The organism is Microbacterium sp. bgisy203 (genome assembly GCF_057706945.1).
Genome location: NZ_JBYIPF010000001.1, coordinates 532,175 through 550,836 on the forward strand (window position 1 = coordinate 532,175; position 18,662 = coordinate 550,836).

General features: G+C 70.2%; 21 protein-coding genes. 12 read left to right on the forward strand and 9 right to left on the reverse strand.

The features are described from left to right. Window positions 1–36 precede the first annotated feature (36 nt). The gene (locus AC3ENQ_RS02605) at window positions 37–1,296 is read left to right on the forward strand and encodes a DNA recombination protein RmuC (RefSeq protein ID WP_431801394.1); all 1,260 of its coding nucleotides are present in this window, start codon (window positions 37–39) and stop codon (window positions 1,294–1,296) included. A 39-nt stretch (window positions 1,297–1,335) separates the two neighbouring features. Here AC3ENQ_RS02605 and AC3ENQ_RS02610 read toward each other — a convergent pair whose 3' ends face one another. After that, window positions 1,336–1,557, reverse strand: coding sequence for a UDP-N-acetylmuramyl pentapeptide phosphotransferase (locus AC3ENQ_RS02610; RefSeq protein WP_431801396.1), 222 nt, complete (start codon window positions 1,555–1,557; stop codon window positions 1,336–1,338). 174 nt (window positions 1,558–1,731) lie between these two features. Beyond that, window positions 1,732–2,724: a class II fructose-bisphosphatase gene (glpX, locus tag AC3ENQ_RS02615; RefSeq protein ID WP_431801398.1), complete on the reverse strand. Its 993-nt coding sequence runs from the start codon at window positions 2,722–2,724 to the stop codon at window positions 1,732–1,734. 188 nt (window positions 2,725–2,912) lie between these two features. Here glpX and fbaA point away from each other — a divergent pair, with 188 nt between their 5' ends. Then, on the forward strand, window positions 2,913–3,944 hold the full coding sequence (fbaA, locus tag AC3ENQ_RS02620) for a class II fructose-bisphosphate aldolase (protein ID WP_431801400.1): 1,032 nt from the start codon (window positions 2,913–2,915) through the stop codon (window positions 3,942–3,944). 76 nt (window positions 3,945–4,020) lie between these two features. Here fbaA and AC3ENQ_RS02625 read toward each other — a convergent pair whose 3' ends face one another. From AC3ENQ_RS02625 to AC3ENQ_RS02635, 3 genes are all read right to left on the reverse strand, one after another. Beyond that, window positions 4,021–4,539, reverse strand: coding sequence for an MOSC domain-containing protein (locus tag AC3ENQ_RS02625; RefSeq protein WP_431801402.1), 519 nt, complete (start codon window positions 4,537–4,539; stop codon window positions 4,021–4,023). A gap of 81 nt (window positions 4,540–4,620) precedes the next feature. Further along, complete coding sequence (locus AC3ENQ_RS02630; protein ID WP_431801404.1) at window positions 4,621–5,223, reverse strand: DUF6264 family protein; 603 nt, start codon at window positions 5,221–5,223, stop codon at window positions 4,621–4,623. Next, window positions 5,220–6,209 carry a 4-hydroxy-3-methylbut-2-enyl diphosphate reductase gene (locus AC3ENQ_RS02635; protein WP_431801406.1) on the reverse strand — a complete coding sequence of 330 codons (990 nt, stop codon included), beginning with the start codon at window positions 6,207–6,209 and terminating at the stop codon, window positions 5,220–5,222. Before AC3ENQ_RS02635 ends, AC3ENQ_RS02630 begins: the two co-directional genes overlap by 4 nt. A 155-nt stretch (window positions 6,210–6,364) precedes the next feature. Between AC3ENQ_RS02635 and xseA the strand changes: the two genes are divergently transcribed. From xseA to AC3ENQ_RS02670, 7 genes are all read left to right on the forward strand, one after another. Beyond that, on the forward strand, window positions 6,365–7,639 hold the full coding sequence (gene xseA / locus AC3ENQ_RS02640) for an exodeoxyribonuclease VII large subunit (RefSeq protein WP_431801408.1): 1,275 nt from the start codon (window positions 6,365–6,367) through the stop codon (window positions 7,637–7,639). A 23-nt stretch (window positions 7,640–7,662) separates the two neighbouring features. Further along, window positions 7,663–7,893 (forward strand): exodeoxyribonuclease VII small subunit, encoded by a 231-nt coding sequence (locus AC3ENQ_RS02645; protein ID WP_431801410.1) that lies wholly within the window; start codon window positions 7,663–7,665, stop codon window positions 7,891–7,893. Next, window positions 7,890–8,516, forward strand: a complete 627-nt coding sequence (locus AC3ENQ_RS02650; protein WP_431801412.1) for a DUF4245 family protein — start codon at window positions 7,890–7,892, stop codon at window positions 8,514–8,516. The genes AC3ENQ_RS02645 and AC3ENQ_RS02650 overlap by 4 nt, the downstream gene beginning before the upstream one ends. Further along, complete coding sequence (locus AC3ENQ_RS02655; protein ID WP_431801414.1) at window positions 8,513–9,181, forward strand: carbonic anhydrase; 669 nt, start codon at window positions 8,513–8,515, stop codon at window positions 9,179–9,181. Before AC3ENQ_RS02650 ends, AC3ENQ_RS02655 begins: the two co-directional genes overlap by 4 nt. Before the next feature lie 119 nt (window positions 9,182–9,300). After that, window positions 9,301–10,698, forward strand: coding sequence for a class II fumarate hydratase (locus AC3ENQ_RS02660; RefSeq protein WP_431801749.1), 1,398 nt, complete (start codon window positions 9,301–9,303; stop codon window positions 10,696–10,698). A 50-nt stretch (window positions 10,699–10,748) separates the two neighbouring features. Next, the gene (locus AC3ENQ_RS02665; protein WP_431801416.1) at window positions 10,749–11,750 is read left to right on the forward strand and encodes a sensor histidine kinase; all 1,002 of its coding nucleotides are present in this window, start codon (window positions 10,749–10,751) and stop codon (window positions 11,748–11,750) included. Next, window positions 11,747–12,403, forward strand: coding sequence for a response regulator transcription factor (locus tag AC3ENQ_RS02670; protein ID WP_431801418.1), 657 nt, complete (start codon window positions 11,747–11,749; stop codon window positions 12,401–12,403). Before AC3ENQ_RS02665 ends, AC3ENQ_RS02670 begins: the two co-directional genes overlap by 4 nt. A gap of 98 nt (window positions 12,404–12,501) precedes the next feature. On the opposite strand, the gene phoH2 is transcribed toward AC3ENQ_RS02670, so the two are convergent. The 3 genes from phoH2 to AC3ENQ_RS02685 form a co-directional block, all read right to left on the reverse strand. After that, a complete protein-coding gene (gene phoH2, locus AC3ENQ_RS02675) occupies window positions 12,502–13,851 on the reverse strand; it encodes an RNA 5'-3' helicase PhoH2 (protein WP_431801420.1) in 1,350 nt (449 codons plus the stop codon). Between the two features lie 165 nt (window positions 13,852–14,016). Beyond that, complete coding sequence (locus tag AC3ENQ_RS02680) at window positions 14,017–15,372, reverse strand: aminotransferase class V-fold PLP-dependent enzyme (RefSeq protein ID WP_431801422.1); 1,356 nt, start codon at window positions 15,370–15,372, stop codon at window positions 14,017–14,019. 41 nt (window positions 15,373–15,413) lie between these two features. Further along, complete coding sequence (locus AC3ENQ_RS02685) at window positions 15,414–16,199, reverse strand: isoprenyl transferase (protein ID WP_431801424.1); 786 nt, start codon at window positions 16,197–16,199, stop codon at window positions 15,414–15,416. Between the two features lie 132 nt (window positions 16,200–16,331). Here AC3ENQ_RS02685 and trhA point away from each other — a divergent pair, with 132 nt between their 5' ends. Continuing rightward, window positions 16,332–17,033: a PAQR family membrane homeostasis protein TrhA gene (trhA, locus tag AC3ENQ_RS02690; RefSeq protein WP_431801751.1), complete on the forward strand. Its 702-nt coding sequence runs from the start codon at window positions 16,332–16,334 to the stop codon at window positions 17,031–17,033. Window positions 17,034–17,079: 46 nt separating this feature from the next. On the opposite strand, the gene AC3ENQ_RS02695 is transcribed toward trhA, so the two are convergent. Continuing rightward, window positions 17,080–17,418 carry a hypothetical protein gene (locus AC3ENQ_RS02695; protein ID WP_431801426.1) on the reverse strand — a complete coding sequence of 113 codons (339 nt, stop codon included), beginning with the start codon at window positions 17,416–17,418 and terminating at the stop codon, window positions 17,080–17,082. 132 nt (window positions 17,419–17,550) lie between these two features. Between AC3ENQ_RS02695 and AC3ENQ_RS02700 the strand changes: the two genes are divergently transcribed. Beyond that, complete coding sequence (locus AC3ENQ_RS02700; protein WP_431801428.1) at window positions 17,551–17,988, forward strand: DUF4307 domain-containing protein; 438 nt, start codon at window positions 17,551–17,553, stop codon at window positions 17,986–17,988. Between the two features lie 100 nt (window positions 17,989–18,088). After that, on the forward strand, window positions 18,089–18,577 hold the full coding sequence (gene greA, locus AC3ENQ_RS02705) for a transcription elongation factor GreA (RefSeq protein WP_431801429.1): 489 nt from the start codon (window positions 18,089–18,091) through the stop codon (window positions 18,575–18,577). Window positions 18,578–18,662 lie beyond the last annotated feature (85 nt).

Here is an 18,662-nt window from a genome sequence, read left to right on the forward strand (position 1 = left end):
ACCGCCGATGTCCGACCCCTCCGTCACCATGGGGTCATGGATGCCTTCATCGTCACCGCGATCGCGGTCGTCACCCTCCTCGCCGGGTTCCTCGCGGGCTGGTTCGGCGCCTCGGCGCGTGCCGCGGAGCGCGCGAGCGACGAGCGCGCGGCCCTGTCAGCGCGGGCGGTGGCCGCCGAGGCGGCGCACCGCTCCCTCTCTGACCAGCTCGAGCAGCAGCGGGCCCTGACGCGCGAGCTCGGTGCGCAGTCCCGCGCCGATCAGGTCACCCAGCAGGAGCGCGAACGCCGCGAGCAGGTCGTGCTGCGCGCGCTCGCGCCGGTGCAGGAGACGCTGCAGTCGATGCAGCGTAAGGTCGACGAGCTCGAGCGTGAGCGCGGCGCGCAGTACGGGTCGCTCACCGAGCAACTGCGCCGCGCGCACGAGGCAGATGAGGCGCTTCGGGCGACCACGGAATCGCTCGCCGGCGCTCTGCGCTCCAACGCAACGCGCGGGGTGTGGGGCGAGACGCAGCTCCGCCGCGTCGTCGAGGCGGCGGGACTCACCCGCTACGTCGACTTCGACGTCCAGGCCTCACTCACGTCCGACGCGGGCGATGGACGGCCCGACATGGTCGTGCGCCTGCCCGGCGACAAGGCTCTCGCGGTCGACGCGAAGGTGCCGCTCGACGCGTATTTGGAGGCATCCGCGATCCCCGTCACGGCGCAGGGCGATCAGGCCGCGCAGCGTACCCGGCTCCTCCAGAAGCACGTGAAGGCCGTGCGGGCCCACATCGACGCGCTCGCGGGCAAGCAGTACTGGGCGGGGTTGTCGTCGAGTCCCGAGTTCGTCGTGTGCTTCCTTCCGAGCGAGTCGCTCCTCGCCGCCGCGCTCGACGAAGACCCGAGCCTGCTCGATTACGCGTTCTCGCGCCGCGTCGCCCTCGCCTCCCCGGTGAACCTCTGGGCCGTGCTCAAGACCGTCGCGTACACCTGGACCCAACAGGACGTCTCCACCGAGGCGCGGCGGCTGTTCGACCTCGGCAATGAGCTCTACCAGCGCCTGGGCGGCCTCGCGACGCACACCGACGACCTGCGCCGAGCGATCGAGCGCACCGTCGACAGCTACAACCGCTTCGCGGGGTCGCTCGAGTCACGGGTTCTCGTGAGCGCGCGGCGCTTCCCCGGGATCGACGACACGAAGCTGGATGCCGTCGCCACGCCCGCGAGCATCGAGAAGACGCCCCGCAAGCTTGCTGCCCCCGAACTGACCGAGCACCTCAGCGCCGACGTCGGCGAACTCCGCGAGCGACTGTGACGATCTGTCGGCGAGCGGCGGGAGGACGAAGGGAGGTGGTCAGTATCCGCCCGGGAAGAAGTTGAGAAGACCCACGACGGCGAGGGAGACGCCGACGAACGCGCCGATCATCCACCAGGCGTTGACTTGATGACCTTCGGGCGTACGGCGTCGCAGGAGCACGTCGGGACGGCGTGAGCTGTCGACGACGGGAACGGCGATCTGGCCCGTTCTGGGCAGGGAGATCTGACCCGTTCTCGGATGGCTGGCTGCTGCGGACATGTGAACCCCCGGTGATGACGTAGGACGTGCGGGTCTCCGGTGACCGTCATCCATTGTGCCAGACAGCGCTCGGGAGTCTGCGATTTCACGCGCCGGAACAATGACCCTTGCCCCGGCGGACGTGGCGCGGTATAGGGGGATCACCGCACCCGGAGCTTCACGGCACCCGCGGGCTCACAGCCACTTCGAGGCGAGGTGCTCCGAGGTGATCCGGCGGAGCGTTCCCGACGCGCCGCGCAGCACGATGCTCTCCGTGATGACGTAGTCGGGCCCCGAGCGGCGCACACCGCCGACGAGCTCGCCGTTGGTGACGCCCGTCGCGACGAAGATCGTGTTCTTGCCCGTGACGAGTTCGTCGGCCTCGTAGACGTAGTCGTCGAGCTTCAGGCCCGCGTCGATACCCTTCTGCTTCTCGTCGTCGTCGCGCGGCCACAGCCGGCCCTGGATGTGTCCGCCGAGCGCCTTGATCGCGCACGTGGTCGCGACGCCCTCCGGCGAGCCGCCGATGCCGATGCACATGTCGGTGCGGGCGTTGTAACGGGCGGCGTTGATGCCGCCGGCGACGTCGCCGTCGCTCATCAGACGGGTGCCGGCGCCCGCGTCGCGGATCTGCTCGATCAGCTTCGCGTGGCGCGGCCGGTTGAGCACCGACACGACGAGCTCGTCGATGGGCTTTCCGAGGGCCTTCGCGAGCAGGCGGATGTTCTCGGCGACGGGAAGGCGGATGTCGACGACCCCGACGCCCGCCGGCCCGGTGACGATCTTGTCCATGTAGAAGACGCTCGAGGCATCCAGCATCGTTCCGCGGTCGGAGACGGCGAGCACCGAGAGCGCGTTGTTGCGCCCCTCGGCCGTGAGGGACGTGCCGTCGATCGGGTCGACGGCGATGTCGCACTGCGGCCCGCGGCCCGTGCCGACGTGCTCGCCGTTGTAGAGCATCGGGGCGTTGTCCTTCTCGCCCTCGCCGATCACGATGACGCCGTCGAAGTTGACGGTCGACAGGAAGGCGCGCATCGCATCGACCGCGGCGCCGTCGGCGAGCTCCTTCTGTCCGCGCCCGATGAAGGGAACCGAGCGGATCGCCGCCGCCTCGGTCGCGCGTACCAACTCCAGCGCGAGGTTCCGGTCGGGGTGGAGGGGGCTCATATCCGCGGTCAAACTCACCATGTTTGCACCCTACGGGGATTGCGACGCCTTCGCGGGTCTTTTCGCTGCGCGGCAGCAGAAGAATTCATGATTCTTTTCCACCCGGCAAGCCGCCGGACAGCGACTTTTGCCCGGCGTCATCCCCACCGCGCACCACGCCGCTTCGCTAGAGTGACCAGTGGAGACATCCGCAGACCTGAGGAGTGGAAATGCCCGTCGCAACCCCCGAGCAGTACGCCGAGATGCTGGATCGCGCGAAGGCCGGCGGCTACGCCTACCCCGCGATCAACGCGTCGAGCTCGCAGTCGATCAACGCGATCCTCCAGGGCCTCACGGAGGCCGGCTCCGACGGCATCATCCAGGTCACGACCGGCGGTGCCGACTACTTCGCCGGCCACACCGTCAAGGGCCGCGCGACCGGCGCGATCGCCTTCGCGAAGTTCGCCAGCGAGGTCGCCAAGAACTACCCGATCACCGTCGCCCTCCACACCGACCACTGCCCCAAGCCCGCCCTCGAGGACTTCGTCCTGCCCCTCATCGCGGCATCCGAAGAAGAGGTCAAGGCCGGGCGCAACCCGATCTTCCAGTCGCACATGTGGGACGGCTCGGCCGTGCCGCTCGACGAGAACATCGAAATCGCCAAGGAGCTCCTCCCCCGCCTGAAGGCCATCAACGCGATCCTCGAGGTCGAGATCGGCGTCGTCGGCGGCGAAGAGGACGGCGTCAAGCACGAGGGCTCGAACGAGGCGCTCTACACGACGACCGCGGACGTCGCGAAGGCCGTCGAGGCGCTCGGCCTCGGCGAGAACGGCCGCTGGATCGCCGCCCTGACCTTCGGCAACGTCCACGGCGTCTACAAGCCGGGCAACGTGAAGCTGCGCCCCGAGCTCCTCGGTGAGATCCAGGCCGGCATCGCCGAGCAGTTCCACACCGGCCCGAAGCCGCTCGACCTCGTCTTCCACGGTGGCAGCGGCTCGACCCCCGAAGAGATCGCGACCGCCGTCTCCAACGGCGTCATCAAGATGAACATCGACACCGACACCCAGTACGCGTTCACGCGGTCGGTCGCCGGATTCATGTTCCAGAACTACGATGGTGTGCTGAAGGTCGACGGCGAGGTCGGCAACAAGAAGGCCTACGACCCCCGCGCGTGGGGCAAGGTCGCCGAGAACGGCATGGCCGCCCGCGTCGTCGAGGCGACGCAGCAGCTCGGCTCGACGGGTCACTCCATCAGCATCTGATCACGCTCGACACCGAACGTCCCGGCATCCCTCGACGGATGCCGGGACGTTCGCCGTCCGGCGACGCGGACCGCGCTCAGGGCGCGCGATAGATGTCGAGGATGGTCGGCGCACCCTCGGGCACCGACTCGACGACGATCTCGTCGCCGGCGCGCACTCGGCCCGACTTCCGCACTTTCAGGTACGGTCCGAGGCGCCGGGCGTCGGAGAATCGGCGCACCCAGCCGCGCTCGTCGGCGCCCATGCGCCGGGCGAAGGTCTGGCAGGGAGTCCGCGGCATCGTGACCTCGACACGCACCGTGTCGCCGATCCGCCAGACCTCGCCGACACGGGCGGAGTTCACGTCGATGCCCTCGGTGCGGAGGTTCTCGCCGAAGAAGCCCGGCGGCACGTCGCGCGCGAGCTCCGACTCCCAGTACGTGGCATCCTCCTGCGCGTACGCGTACAGCGCCTTGTCGAGGCCGCCGTGGTGCTTGCGGTCGGCCTGCACGTCGGCGTACACGCCGTAGGGTCCGATCTTCACGGCACCGTCGACCGGCCGCTTGTCGATCGCGGTGACGCCGATGGTCCCGGGGTCGGGCAGGAGCGCGTGCACGGTGCACGGCGAGGAGTGTGGCCATGCCGTCAGCGTACGCGGTGCCCCCGCAGCCCCGGGGAACGGCGGGCGGCGCGGTGCTCAGCCGGAGATGTAGGTCGCGACGGCCGGATCGCCGAGCAGGGGCACCGTCAGACAGACGCTCACGAGGATGCTGGTCACGATCGCGCCCACGAGGGGGATCCACCAGCTGATCCGTCGGCGGGTGAGCGAGTTCCACGCGAGGAGCGCCGTGCCCAGCCACCCCGCGACGAACACGAGCGAGGCGACTTTGCCCCAGATCTCACCCTGCGCGACGTTCGTGAACTCGCCCTCGATGCCTGCGAGCTGCATCCACGTCTGCGCGAACTCGCTGAAGTCCCACAGCTGCGGCAGCACGCTGAAGACGGTGATCAGTCCGTAGACGAGCAGGGCGAGGGTGAGGATCCGGTCCCACATCCGCACGGGGCGCGGGGTCTCCCCCGGCCGCGGCGACTGCGCACCGACCTGCGCCGATGCGGCGTGCGTGCCGTAACCTGTCGGCACGACGGGGGCGGATGCCGGAATGCGCGCGGGCTCGCGGATCGCCGCGCGCTGCTCCTCGGGGGTCGCGTACTCGCCGTACTGCGGCCGAGGGCGCGGATCTCCGCCCGGCAGGGCCGGAGTCGCCCCGGCCGGATCGGATGACGGCGCTTCGCCGCTCACGCCCGCGACCGCCCTCCGAGGGCACGGCCGTCGCGGTTGCCCGCGGCATCCTGCCGGAGTTCCTTCGGCAACGAGAAGATGAGGTCCTCCTCGGCGGTGCGGACCTCTTCGACGTCGCGGTAGCCCGCGCCGGAGAGTTCGTCGAGCACTTCGCGCACGAGCACCTCGGGCACCGACGCGCCACTGGTGACGCCGACCGTTTCGACGCCGTCGAGCCAGGCCTGGTCGATCTCGTGCGCGTAGTCGACGCGGTACGCCGCCTTCGCGCCGTACTCGAGCGCCACCTCGACGAGCCGGACGGAGTTCGAGGAGTTCGACGAGCCCACGACGATCACGAGGTCGGCATCCTTCGCGACCTTCTTGATCGCGACCTGACGGTTCTGCGTCGCGTAGCAGATGTCATCCGACGGCGGGTCCTGGAGCTCGGGGAACCGCTCCCGCAGGCGCCGCACGGTCTCCATCGTCTCGTCGACCGACAGCGTCGTCTGCGATAGCCACACGACCTTCGAGGGGTCCTTCACCACGACGGTGTCGGCGTCGGCGGGCGAGTTCACGACGGTGATGTGCTCGGGCGCCTCGCCTGCGGTGCCCTCGACCTCTTCGTGCCCGTCGTGGCCGATGAGAAGGATCTCGAAGTCGTCGCGTGCGAAGCGCACGGCCTCGCGGTGCACCTTGGTCACGAGCGGGCACGTCGCGTCGATCGCGTGGAGGCCGCGGTCCGACGCCGCGTTCACGACGGCCGGCGACACCCCGTGCGCACTGAAGACGACGTGCGATCCCTCGGGGACCTCATCGACCTCCTCGACGAAGATCGCGCCCTTCGCCTCGAGTTCGGTGACGACGTGGATGTTGTGCACGATCTGCTTGCGAACGTACACGGGCGCGCCGTAGCGGTCGAGCGCCTTCTCGACGGCGATGACGGCACGGTCGACGCCGGCGCAGTATCCGCGCGGCGACGCGAGGAGAACCTTCTTGGAACCCGGCACCGGGTTATCCTGAAGCCGTCCACGCGGCCCCGGGACGTGGGGGACGGGAAGACGGACGGCTGTGCTGCTCACCCTCCGATTCTAGGGAGCGCACGCTGTGTGCGGGCCGCACACACCCGGCATCCCCGCGGGAGAGAACGGAAGGAACGCCGCCGATGACCTCGTTCGCCCCGGCCGCCGGGCAGGCGCCGCCCCCCGACGCCGTGCACCCGCGGGAGTCCTCGCCCGACACGCCGACCTCGATCTCGCGCCTGAACGAGACGATCCGCGGGTTCGTCGCCAACTGGGGATCGGTGTGGGTCGAGGGCGAGATCACCGCGTGGAACGTCCGCGGCGGGCACGTCTTCGGCCGCATGAAGGATGCCGCGGCCGACGCGATGATCTCCTTCCGACTGTGGTCGTCGACCCTCCAGCGCCTGCCGGACGACCTGAAAGTCGGCGACCTCGTCGTCGCGTGCGTCAAGAGCGACTACTTCGTGAAGTCGGGCGACTTCACGTTCACGGTCTCGGCGATGCGGCACACCGGCCTCGGCGACCAGCTCGAGAAGCTCGAGCGCCTGCGCGCACAGCTGCGCTCCGAAGGGCTGTTCGACCCCGCCCGCAAAAAGCGCCTGCCGTTCCTGCCGCATGTCGTCGGACTCATCACCGGCCAGCGCAGCGACGCCGAGAAGGACGTGCACCGCAACGCCGAGCTGCGGTGGCCGGGCGTACGGTTCCGCACGATCCACGCGGCGGTGCAGGGCGACCGGTGCGTCCCCGAAACTCTCGCGGCGCTGAAGACGCTCGACGCCGACCCCGAGGTCGACGTCATCGTCATCGCGCGCGGCGGCGGCGACCCCCAGACGCTGCTGGGCTTCAGCGACGAGCGTCTGCTGCGGGCGGTGGCTGCGGCATCCACCCCGATCGTGTCGGCGATCGGCCACGAGAACGACCACCCCCTGCTCGACGACGTGGCGGACCTCCGCGCGTCGACGCCGACGGATGCCGCGAAGAAGGTCGTCCCCGACGTCGCCGAGCAGCGGGCGCTCGTGCAGCAGCTCCGCGCCCGCGCGCGGACGCGCCTCACGCAGCGGATATCCCACGACGTCGCCCAGCTCGGGCAGCTGCGTTCGCGTCCCGTGCTGCGCGACCCGTCCTCGATGCTCACCTCCCGCGCACAGGAGCTCTGGATCCTCACCTCGCGCGGCCGCGATGTCGTCACCCGGCGCGTCCACGACGGCGAGCGGACGACCGCGCAGCTGCGCGCGTCGCTGCGTGCCCTCTCCCCCGGCGCGACGCTCGCCCGCGGCTACGCGATCGCGCATCTCGAGGGCGGCGTCATCGTGCGGGATGCCGCGCAGGCGCCCGCCGGGGCGGAGGTGACGGTGACGGTCGCCGAGGGCTCGTTCGCCGCTCGCTCCGAGGGCCCCGTCGCGGAGTCGGAGGACTGAGCCCCGCACCGGCGCGACCTAAGATGGAGACCATGACCGCCGACGCCGCAGCCGATGTCGCGAGCCTGTCGTTCGAGCAGGCGCGCGACGAGCTCGTGCGGGTCGTCGCCGAGCTCGAGCAGGGCGCTCCGACCCTCGAGCACTCGCTGAACCTCTGGACGCGCGGCGAAGCTCTCGCCGCCCGCTGCGAGGAGTGGCTGCTGGGCGCCAAGCGTCTCCTCGACGAAGCGCGTCCGACAGAGTCGGAGGCATGATGGCGTCGGGCCCCCGCATCGTCGCCGAACTCGGTCGCCCCGAGACGCCGCAGGAGACCGCGGACCGCAAGGCCTCGGCATCGGCCACGTACCGCTCGAGCAAGACGTTCCGGAACCTCATCGCCGCGCTCCTCATCACGGTCGCCGTCGTGGCCGTCGTGTACCTCGGCGTGCCGCGCGGGTCGCTGCGGGAGCCGGAGCCGGTCGACGTCGCCGCCGTCGCCGAGCGCGTGTCGGCCTCGACCGACCACACCCTCGTCGTACCGGCCGTGCCCGATGCCTGGCGCGCGAACGTCGCCCGCCTCGAGGGCCAGACCTGGCTCATCGTCTACGCCCCCGCCGACGGATTCGTCAACGTCGCGCAGGGCATCGGCGTCGACGACACCTGGGCGCCTCGCCGCCTCGGCAACGTCGCCCCGAGCGGCACCGTCACGATCGACGGCGTCGAATGGGACGAGTACACAATGTCGGACGGGCGCACCGACGCGCTCACCTACGCGCTGTCGACGGATGCCGGCTCGGACACCGTCCTCGTCTACGGCAAGACCGACCCGGGCACCGCGAAGATCGCCGCGGAGGGCCTCACCGAGCAGATCCGCGACCTCCGGGAGGAGACGCCATGACGGGTACCGCGACCGATCCGACCCGCAACGACGGCCACGCCGCACCCGCCGAGGTGTGGGAGGAGATGCGCGAGGGCAACGCCCGCTTCGTCGCCGGCGAACCCCGCCACCCCCGTCAAGACGCCGACCGCCGACACGAGCTCGCCGCCGCGCAGACGCCCCGCGCCGCCCTCTTCGGCTGCGCCGACTCGCGTCTCGCCGCGGAGATCATCTTCGACCAGGGTCTCGGCGACCTGTTCGTCGTCCGCAACGCCGGCCAGGTCGCCTCCGACTCGGCGATCGCGAGCCTCGAGTACGCCGTCTACGCCCTCGACGTCTCGCTCATCATCGTCCTCGCCCACGACGCCTGCGGGGCCGTCCGCGCCGCGATCGACTCGACCGCCCTCGCGAGCCCCGAGCTCCCTCCGCACATCTGGCGCCTGATCGCGAAGATCGTCCCCGCCGCGCGCACCGTGCTGCGCGAGACCGACGCGATCGACCCGCGGGAGCTGGATGCCGAAGAGGTCGGCATCGCGCACCTGCGGAACACGATCGACGACCTGCTCGCCTCGTCACGTCTCATCGCCGACGCCGTCGCCGAGGGGCGCCTCGGCATCGTCGGTGCGAACTACCGTCTCGGCGAGGGCACCGCGATCCCGCACGTCGCCGTCGGCGTCGACGCCTGACCGCTGCGGATCCCACAGATCCCTCATCCACGCAGACCCTTCATCCACACAGACCCCCCCCTGCACACCCACTCACGCGCCGAGGCGCACACACACCGGAGAACAAGGACGTGACCGACATGACCGACACCGCCGAGTACCGCATCGAGCACGACACGATGGGCGAGGTGCGCGTTCCGAAGGACGCGCTGTACGCCGCCCAGACGCAGCGCGCGGTCGAGAACTTCCCGATCTCGGGTACCGGCCTCGAGTCCGCGCAGATCGCCGCGCTCGCCCGCATCAAGAAGGCCGCTGCCCTGGCCAACAAGGATCTCGGCACGCTCGACGCAGGCGTCGCCGACGCGATCGCCGCCGCCGCCGACGACGTGATCACGGGCCGCTACGACGACCAGTTCCCCGTCGACACCTACCAGACCGGGTCGGGCACGTCGTCGAACATGAACATGAACGAGGTTCTCGCGACCCTCGCGACGCAGAAGCTCGGCGCGACCGTGCACCCGAACGATCACGTCAACGCGTCGCAGTCGTCGAACGACGTCTTCCCCACCTCCGTGCACATCGCCGTCACGCAGGCGCTGATCGAGGACCTCATCCCCGCGCTCGACCACCTCGCCACCGCACTCGAGGCGAAGGCCGTCGCGTGGAAGGATGCCGTGAAGTCCGGCCGCACCCACCTCATGGACGCGACCCCTGTCACCCTCGGCCAGGAGTTCGGCGGCTACGCGCGCCAGATCCGCCTCGGCATCGAACGTGTGAAGGCCGTCCTCCCCCACGTCGGCGAGGTCCCCCTCGGCGGCACCGCAGTCGGCACGGGCATCAACACGCCGCTCGGGTTCCCGCAGAAGGTCATCGAGCTCCTCGCCGCCGAGACGGGCCTTCCGATCACCGAGGCCGAGGATCACTTCGAGGCGCAGGCGAACCGCGACGGGCTGGTCGAGGCATCCGGCGCCCTGCGGACGATCGCGGTCTCGCTCACCAAGATCAACAACGACATCCGCTGGATGGGCTCGGGACCGAACACGGGTCTCGGCGAGCTGCACATCCCCGACCTGCAGCCGGGATCGTCGATCATGCCGGGCAAGGTCAACCCGGTCGTCCCCGAGGCGACCCTGATGGTCTGCGCCCGCGTCATCGGCAACGACGCGACCGTGGCGTGGGCCGGGGCATCCGGTTCGTTCGAGCTCAACGTCGCGATCCCCGTCATGGGCACCGCGCTCCTCGAATCGATCCGCCTCCTCTCGAACGCGATGCGCGTCCTCGCCGACAAGACGATCGACGGGCTCGAGCCGAACATGGAGCGTGCCGCCGCGTTCGCGGGCATGTCGCCCTCGATCGTCACGCCGCTGAACAAGCTCATCGGCTACGAGGCCGCGGCCAAGATCGCCAAGCACGCCGTCGCGAAGGGCATCACGGTGCGTGAGGCCGTCATCGACCTCGGCTACATCGAGCGCGGCGAACTCACCGAGGAGCAGCTCGACGACAAGCTCGACCTGCTCTCGATGACCCACCCGGGTTGAGCGGGTCCCGCGTCGCAGGCTCACGGCAGCCGATCCCCCATAATCAGAATGTGAATCGCTCTGTCGGCGCCGCCCGGGTCCATCCCGGGCGGTCGCACGCCGCGCGACGCGGGCGCACCCTCGCGCTCCTGCTGACCACCGTCGGCGCGGGCTTCGCCTGCACGGCGCTGATCGTGCTCACGACGCTCGTCGCGACGCGCGCCGAGGTGTCGTGGCCGGCGGTGTGCGTGTTCACCGGCGGGATGATCGCGACCCTCGCGATCACGGCGGTCGTCGCGTGGACGCTCCTCGACGACACGCACGCGCCCGCCGTCGCCGACAGCGCGGAGGCATCCTTCGACTCGCACCGCCGGCTCCTCGACGACGTGCGCCACGAGCTGAAGACCCCCATCACGATCGTGCGGGGGCACCTCGAGCTGATGGATCCGAACGATCCCGCGGATGCCGCGGCGATCCGCGAACTCGGCATCGCCGAGCTCGATCGCATGACCCGACTGATCGGCGACATCGACCTGCTCGCCGCGGTCGAGGCCGACAGCTTCTCGATGGGCGAGGTCGACCTCGCCGAGCTCACGTCACGCGTGTCGGAGCTCGTCGGCGTCATCCCCGCGCACAGCTGGAGCGTCGAACAGAGCGCCGACGCGCTGATCCGGGGAGACCGCGACCGTCTGCTCCAGGCGTGGCTGCAGCTCGCCGACAACGCCGCGAAGTACACCCCCGAGGGCAGCCCGATCGAGATCGGAAGCGCCGTGCACCCCTCGGGGGCGCAGCTGTGGGTGCGCGACCACGGCCCCGGCATCCCGCCCGCCATGCGCCACCGCGTGTTCCGCCGCTTCGACCGCGGCGTCGGCAAGCGCTCGGTCGGCGGGTCGGGGCTCGGGCTCGCGATCGTCGACGCGATCGCGAAGGCGCACGGCGGACGGTGCCTCGTCACGGACACTCCCGGCGGCGGCGCGACCTTGACGGTCGAGATCCCGCTGGGCACGCGCGCGACCCTTCCCACGCCGGTGCGCGCCGGCGATGTCGTACTCCAGCGAGAGGCCTCCGGATGACACGCATCCTCATCGTCGACGACGAACCGCACATCGTCGCCCTCGTCGCCCGCGCCCTGCACGCGGACGGCTACGAGACCGTCACGGCGGACGACGGCCAGGCGGCCCTCGACCGCGCGCTCGAAGGCGACGTCGACCTCGTCATCCTCGATGTCGGCCTGCCCTCGATGGACGGCTTCGACGTGTTGCGGGCACTCCGCGCGCAGGGCGTCCAGATCCCCGTCATCATGCTCACGGCCCGCTCGGCCACGAGCGACGCGATCGACGGTCTGGATGCCGGAGCGAGCGACTACGTTCCGAAGCCGTTCTCGGTCGCCGAGCTCATGGCGCGCGTGCGATCCCGTCTGCGCGAACGGGTGACGCCGACGGCGACCACCATCACCCAGGGCGATGTCACGATCGACATCCTGACGCGACGGACGACCGTGGCGGGGCGCGACATCGACCTGTCGGCGCGCGAGTTCGCCCTCGCCGAGCAGTTCCTGCGCAACCCCGGCACCGTCCTGACGCGCGAGGTGCTGCTCAGTCGCATCTGGGGCATGGACTTCGACCCCGGCTCGAACGTCGTCGACGTGTACGTCCGCTACCTGCGTTCGAAGCTCGGCTCCGACCACATCGTCACGGTGCGCGGCGAGGGCTATCGCTGGGAGTAGAGGCGTCTCGACACGCTGCGCTCGCTCGACGACCGGGAGGGTGTCCGTGAGGGGGTCCCCCGGTCGTCGAGCGAGGCGCAGGGCCGAGTCGAGACGGCTCAGCTGAGCTCGCCGGCCTCTAGGAGGTCGGTGACGAGCGCCGCGATCGCGGAGCGCTCCGAGCGGGTGAGCGTGACGTGCCCGAAGAGGCTGTGCCCCTTGAGGGTCTCGATGACCGACGCGATGCCGTCGTGGCGTCCGACGCGCAGGTTGTCGCGCTGCCCGACGTCGTGCGTGAGGACGACGCGCGAGTTCTGCCCCATGCGGCTGAGCACCGTGAGGAGCACGTTCCGCTCGAGCGACTGCGCCTCATCGACGATCACGAACGCGTCGTGGAGCGAGCGTCCGCGGATGTGCGTGAGGGGCATGACCTCGAGCATCCCGCGTGCGACGACCTCTTCGAGGACGTTCCCTGAGACAACCGATCCGAGCGTGTCGAACACGGCCTGGCCCCACGGGTTCATCTTCTCGGCTTGGTCGCCCGGCAGGTATCCGAGCTCCTGACCGCCGACGGCGAACAGCGGCCGGAAGACGATGATCTTCTTCTGCTGCTGACGTTCGAGGACGGCGTCGAGACCAGCGCACAGGGCGAGTGCCGACTTGCCCGTGCCGGCGCGGCCTCCGAGCGACACGATCCCGACCTCCGGGTCGAGCAGCAGGTCGATCGCGATCCGCTGCTCCGCCGAGCGTCCGTGCAGCCCGAAGACGTCGCGGTCGCCGCGCACGAGCTTGTATCCGCCGTCGCCGGTGACCCTCCCCAGGGCCGATCCGCGCTCGGAGTGAATGATCAGGCCCGTGTTGATCGGCAGGCCGCGCACGTCGTCGCCCGAGGCGACCTCGGTCTCATAGAGGTCGCTGATGTCGTCGCCCGACACGTTGATGTCGGCGATGCCCGTCCACCCGCTGTCGACGGCCTGCTCGGCGAGGTACTCCTCCGCATGGATGCCGAGGGACGCGGCCTTCACTCGCATCGGCAGGTCTTTCGACACCACCGTGACCTCCTGGCCGTCGTGCGCGAGGTGCATCGCGACGGCGAGGATGCGCGTGTCGTTGTCGCTCAGACGCATGCCCGCCGGAAGCACCGAGGCATCCGTGTTCGCGAGTTCCACGCGGAGCGTGCCGCCCGCGCCGACCGGCACGGGGAAGTCGAGACGCCCGTGCTCGACACGAAGTTCGTCGAGGTGGCGCAGCGCCTGGCGCGCGAAGTAGCCGAGTTCGGGATCGTGGCGCTTCGCTTCGAGTTCCGTGATCACGACGACCGGGACGACCACCGAATGCTCCGCGAAACGGAAGAACGCCCTCGGATCACTCAGCAGCACCGAGGTGTCGAGGACGTACGTGCGGAGGTCCTGTTCCACCCCCTCAGCCTGCTCGATGTGCTGCTGCTGGTCTGGAACTCGTGTGGTCACAACCCGCTCCCGCCCCGGGTGGGATCACCCGGCAGTTTCGAGTCGACCTGGGCCACGAGTCGTGGTGAGGCCGACTCGACCGGGCGCCTTGCCCGATGTGATGAACGTACGACCGCACCGCGAAGCTGCGCGAGTGCGACACGCCGCGCTCAGATTGCGGGCGGGTTAATTCTCCGCGGAACGCTCGGGCGACGTCTCCGTCGCCTCGGCGTGAGTCTCGACGCCGGCGGTGTCCGTGTCGACCACGGCGAGGACGATCTCGTCGGTGTCGGCAGCCGGTGCGGCATCGGCGAAGGATGCCGGGAGGTCGTCGGCGTCGTGCGCGTCGGGGTCGATCGTGATGATCTCCGGCATGTCGGGTTCGGCGCCGAGCTCGTCGCGGGCGAACTCCACAGCGACGACGCGACCGGCGGCCTGCGCGTCGGCGAGGGCGTCGCCGAGGAGGCGGAGGGTGTCGGCGCCGGTGCCGGCGTGGGCGGACACGCGAATCGACGTGCCGCGGGCGGTCACCGTGACACCGTGGTTCGCGAGCGCCGCGGCGAGCACGGGCGGGTCCGACGGCGCGAGGGCGACGATCCCCGCGTGGGCGCTCCGCGGGGTGAGGATCGGCACCTCGTAGCGGTCGGCGAGAGCGATGACGTCGTCGGCGCGTGCGCGCACCTCCGCCGCGACATCGGCGACACCGGCATCCACGATCTCGCGCAGCGACGCCGCGAGACGCGAGGCGGCCAGAGGGTCGGAGGGCGCGATCGAGTAAGCCCCGGCGCCGCTCAGCGGCGCGGGTGCGCCCAGGCTCATCGCGTCACCGGACATGCCGGAGATGCCCGACAGCACGGGAGCGATGCGCTCGCGGGCGTGCGGCGAGAAGCGCGCGAACCCGGTGCCGCGCCCGGCGCGCAGCCACTTGTAGCCGTTGCCGGTGATGACGTCGGCGACGCTCCAGTCGATGTCGACCACACCGAACGCCTGGATCGCGTCGACGATCAGCAGGCGGTCGCCGATGACCTCACGGATGCCGGCGAGGTCGGCGAGGGCGCCGGTGCGGAAATCGACCAGGCTGAGGGCGACCGCGGTGACGTCGTCGTTGAGGGCGTCGGCCACGGCATCCACCGTGACGATGCCTCCCTCCGGATCGATCTCGCGCACGGCGAGGCCGCCACCGGTCGCATCGCTGCGGAGCGCGGCGGCGCGGTGCGCCGTCACGCGGACGGCGGGAAAGTCCTGCGCGGGGACGATCACGGTGCCCTCGAGCCCGAACATCGCGTGGGCGAGGCCGTGAGTGGTGGAAGGCTGCAGGACGATCTCGTCGGTCGGGCAGTCGAGGAGGCGTGCGACGAGGTCTCGCGCCTCGCCGACGCGCGAGGCGACGAGATCGATGCCCGACGCGCGGCCGGTGCCGAGAAGCTCGGCGTCGGCGTGCATCTCGGCACGCACAGACGGCGAGAGGGGTCCGAATCTCGCCCAGTCGAGGTATCCGGCAGGGATGTCGAACGAGTCGACGAACGGCTCCAGTGCGGTCACGTACTTCATTCTCGCACGCGTACTCAGGGCGCCGGGCAGGGTCAGCCGCCGAAGCGACGGTCGCGCGTCGCGTAGTCGCGGATCGCGCGCAGGAAGTCGACCTCGCGCAGGTCGGGGCCCAGCGCCTCCACGAAGTAGAACTCCGAGTGGGCCGACTGCCACAGCAGGAAGTCGCTCAGGCGTTGCTCCCCCGACGTGCGGATGACGAGGTCGGGGTCGGCCTGCCCGCCGGTGTACAGGTGCTCGCCGATCTGCTCGGGGGTGAGGCTCGCCGCGAGCTCTTCGAGCGACCCGCCGCTCTCGTCGTGCTTGGCGATGATGCTCCGCACCGCGTCGACGATCTCGCCCCGCCCGCCGTAGCCGACGGCGAGGTTGACGTGGAGGCCGGTGTTCCCGGCGGTCCGCTCCTCCGCCGTCGCGAGCACGCGCGCGAGGTCGGGCGGCAGCTCCTCCGAGCGTCCGACGTGCTGCACGCGCCACCCCGGCTCGCGCGAGAGCTCGTCCGCGAGCTCGGCGATGATCTCGATGAGGTCGGAGAGCTCCTGCGAGTCGCGCTTGCGCAGGTTGTCGTTGGAGAGCAGATAGAGGGAGACGACGCGGATGCCGAGGTCATCGCACCACCGCAGGAACTCGTGCATCTTCGCGGCGCCGGCCCGGTGCCCGTGGGCGACCGTGGAGTAGCCGGCCTGACGCGCCCAGCGCCTGTTGCCGTCGATCATCATCGCCACGTGGTGCGGCACGGTCTCGGGGGTGAGTCGGCGCTTGAGTCGCGAACTGTAGAGGCGGTAGAGCGGCCCCCGTCCTTCGCGCGGCACCGACGTGTTCACGCCTCTACGCTACCGCTCCGGACGCGAAGCGGAACGGAGGGATTTTGCACGGCCACCCGTATGTACGCTCCGGCATACGCTCGCGCGTAGGCTCGCCTCGTGCCCGAAGACACGACAGATGAGGGCGTCGAGATGCCCCAGCTCCCGCTGCTCGAAGCAGCGGAGGTCAGCGCGCAGGAAGAGCTGAAGCCCTCGTGGCGCGGCTGGATCCACGCAGCGACGTTCCCGCTCGCCATCGCGGGCGGCATCATCCTCATCGTCCTGGCCGACGGTGCCGTGGCCAAGTGGGCGTGCGCCGTCTTCATGGCATCCTCGGTGCTGCTGTTCGGCAACTCCGCGCTCTACCACCGCTTCAACTGGGGCCCGCGCACCAAGGCTGTCCTCAAGCGCATCGACCACGCGAACATCATGCTGCTGATCGCCGGCACCTACACGCCGCTCGCGACGCTCGCCCTGCCGCCCGAAAAGGGTGCGGTGCTGCTCATCGTCGTGTGGTCGGGGGCGCTTCTCGGCATCCTGTTCCGCGTCTTCTGGATCAACGCGCCCCGCTGGCTGTACGTCGCGCTGTACCTGCTGCTCGGCTGGGCGGCGATCATGTACATCGTCGACCTGTTCCAGGCGAACGCCGCGATGATGATCCTCGTCGTGATCGGCGGGCTGCTCTACACGGGCGGCGCGATCTGCTACGCGCTCAAGAAGCCGAACCCCTGGCCGGGGCACTTCGGCTTCCACGAGATCTTCCACGTGTGCACGGTGCTCGCGTTCCTCTGCCACTGGACCGCGTGCCTGCTGATCGTGCTCGACCCGGTCGTCCCCTCGCTCGGCGCACGCTGATCATGCGCCGCGTCGCCGAGCGGCGCGCGCAGGGGAGGTGTGCGGTTCAGCCGCGCGGCCGGCCGGTCTCCGGGTCGTCCGCCGGGTCGATGTCCTGGTCGTCGACGTCCGAGGCGTACTCGGCGCGACGCGCCTGCTCCTCGGCGAGCTTCTCGGCCTTCGCTTCTTCCTCGGCATCCAGCTTCTCGTTCACATCAGCACGATAGCCCGCACGGCGGATGCGGCGCAGCATGTCGACGATGAGGAAAACCACGATGATCGCGATCAGCGCCATGACCGAGAACCCGATGAACCCGGGCGTGACCGTGTCGGGGTCGACCGTCATGGTCGGGGTGGGGGTCGGGAGGCCCGCGTGCCACGGGAGGGCGGTGAGAAGAGTGTGCATCGGTCCTCGTGTTCGGGGCTGGTCGCCAGATCCAGGGGGGTGGGCGGTTCCCGGGCGGTGCGCGGAGCGCGTAGCCTGGAACTCCAGCCTAGAACGCCCTCCCCGGCTTCGGATCCCGATGGACCCCACACCATGACCGCTCCCGCACCTGTCGACGCGACCTCCCCCGAGGCGATCGCGCTGCAGGCCGAACTCGCCGACCGCTACGGGCGACGCACGAGCCGCCGTCGGCGCCGGCGCGAGTGGATCGCGGTCGGCGTCGTCGCGGCGGCCGCGATCGGCTACCTCGGGTGGACGACGGTCGCGCAGGCGATGGGATCGGTCGACATCGACACGACCGGGTTCCGCTTCATCGACGAGCACGCGATCTCGATCGACTTCCAGATCACGCACCCGCGCGGTGCCGCCGTCACGTGCGCACTCGAAGCGCAGGACACCGAGCACGGCGTCGTCGGCTGGCGGATCGTCGAGTATCCCGCCGACGACACGCACAGCCGACGGTTCGAGGAGACGATCCCCACGGTCGCGGAAGCGACGACGGGTTTGGTCACCTCCTGCTGGATCCCGTAGTCTGTCGTGACACACGCGCCCCGGCTGCCTGCCGGGGCGTTCGGTTTACCCCCCGGTACCCGGCGTCAGAGCCCCGGTACCACGAGAGAAGGAGATACGCGTGGCTGAGAACACCGAGACCTTCCTGACGCAGGATGCCTACGACCGCCTCGCCGCCGAGCTCGAGCACCTGTCGACCACCGGCCGCACCGAGATCGCCGCGCGCATCGAAGCCGCTCGCGAGGAGGGCGACCTGAAGGAGAACGGCGGCTACCACGCTGCGAAGGACGAGCAGGGCAAGCAGGAGGCGCGCATCCGCACGCTCCAGCAGCTGCTGAAGGATGCCGTCGTGGGCGAGGCCCCCGAGTCGGACGGCACCGTGAAGAGCGGCACCGTCGTCACGGCGATCGTCGCCGGCGGCGAAGAGGTCTTCCTCCTCGGCAGCCGCGAGATCGGTGCGGGCTCCGAGCTCGACGTCTACAGCGAGGCATCCCCTCTCGGAGCTGCGATCCTCGGTCTCGCCGAGGGCGAGAAGACCTCCTACACGGCCCCGAACGGCCGCGACATCGCCGTCGAGATCGTCAAGGTCGACACCTACACCGGGCAGTAAGCCGCGGTCTCGAGGCACGCGTTCTTCGGAGATCGAGCGTTCTTCGGAGGCTTTCGCGCCGATCTGTCCGAAGAACGCGCGATCT

What these genes read in the sequence shown, in the direction of transcription:
- AC3ENQ_RS02610 (WP_431801396.1), bottom strand. Translation starts at nt 1,557, where the DNA reads ATGTCCGCAGCAGCCAGCCATCCGAGAACGGGTCAGATCTCCCTGCCC.
- AC3ENQ_RS02695 (WP_431801426.1), bottom strand. Translation starts at nt 17,418, where the DNA reads ATGCACACTCTTCTCACCGCCCTCCCGTGGCACGCGGGCCTCCCGACC.
- AC3ENQ_RS02670 (WP_431801418.1), top strand. Translation starts at nt 11,747, where the DNA reads ATGACACGCATCCTCATCGTCGACGACGAACCGCACATCGTCGCCCTC.
- AC3ENQ_RS02660 (WP_431801749.1), top strand. Translation starts at nt 9,301, where the DNA reads ATGACCGACACCGCCGAGTACCGCATCGAGCACGACACGATGGGCGAG.
- trhA (WP_431801751.1), top strand. Translation starts at nt 16,332, where the DNA reads ATGCCCCAGCTCCCGCTGCTCGAAGCAGCGGAGGTCAGCGCGCAGGAA.
- AC3ENQ_RS02605 (WP_431801394.1), top strand. Translation starts at nt 37, where the DNA reads ATGGATGCCTTCATCGTCACCGCGATCGCGGTCGTCACCCTCCTCGCC.
- AC3ENQ_RS02700 (WP_431801428.1), top strand. Translation starts at nt 17,551, where the DNA reads ATGACCGCTCCCGCACCTGTCGACGCGACCTCCCCCGAGGCGATCGCG.
- AC3ENQ_RS02650 (WP_431801412.1), top strand. Translation starts at nt 7,890, where the DNA reads ATGATGGCGTCGGGCCCCCGCATCGTCGCCGAACTCGGTCGCCCCGAG.
- AC3ENQ_RS02655 (WP_431801414.1), top strand. Translation starts at nt 8,513, where the DNA reads ATGACGGGTACCGCGACCGATCCGACCCGCAACGACGGCCACGCCGCA.
- AC3ENQ_RS02645 (WP_431801410.1), top strand. Translation starts at nt 7,663, where the DNA reads ATGGAGACCATGACCGCCGACGCCGCAGCCGATGTCGCGAGCCTGTCG.
- fbaA (WP_431801400.1), top strand. Translation starts at nt 2,913, where the DNA reads ATGCCCGTCGCAACCCCCGAGCAGTACGCCGAGATGCTGGATCGCGCG.
- glpX (WP_431801398.1), bottom strand. Translation starts at nt 2,724, where the DNA reads ATGGTGAGTTTGACCGCGGATATGAGCCCCCTCCACCCCGACCGGAAC.
- xseA (WP_431801408.1), top strand. Translation starts at nt 6,365, where the DNA reads ATGACCTCGTTCGCCCCGGCCGCCGGGCAGGCGCCGCCCCCCGACGCC.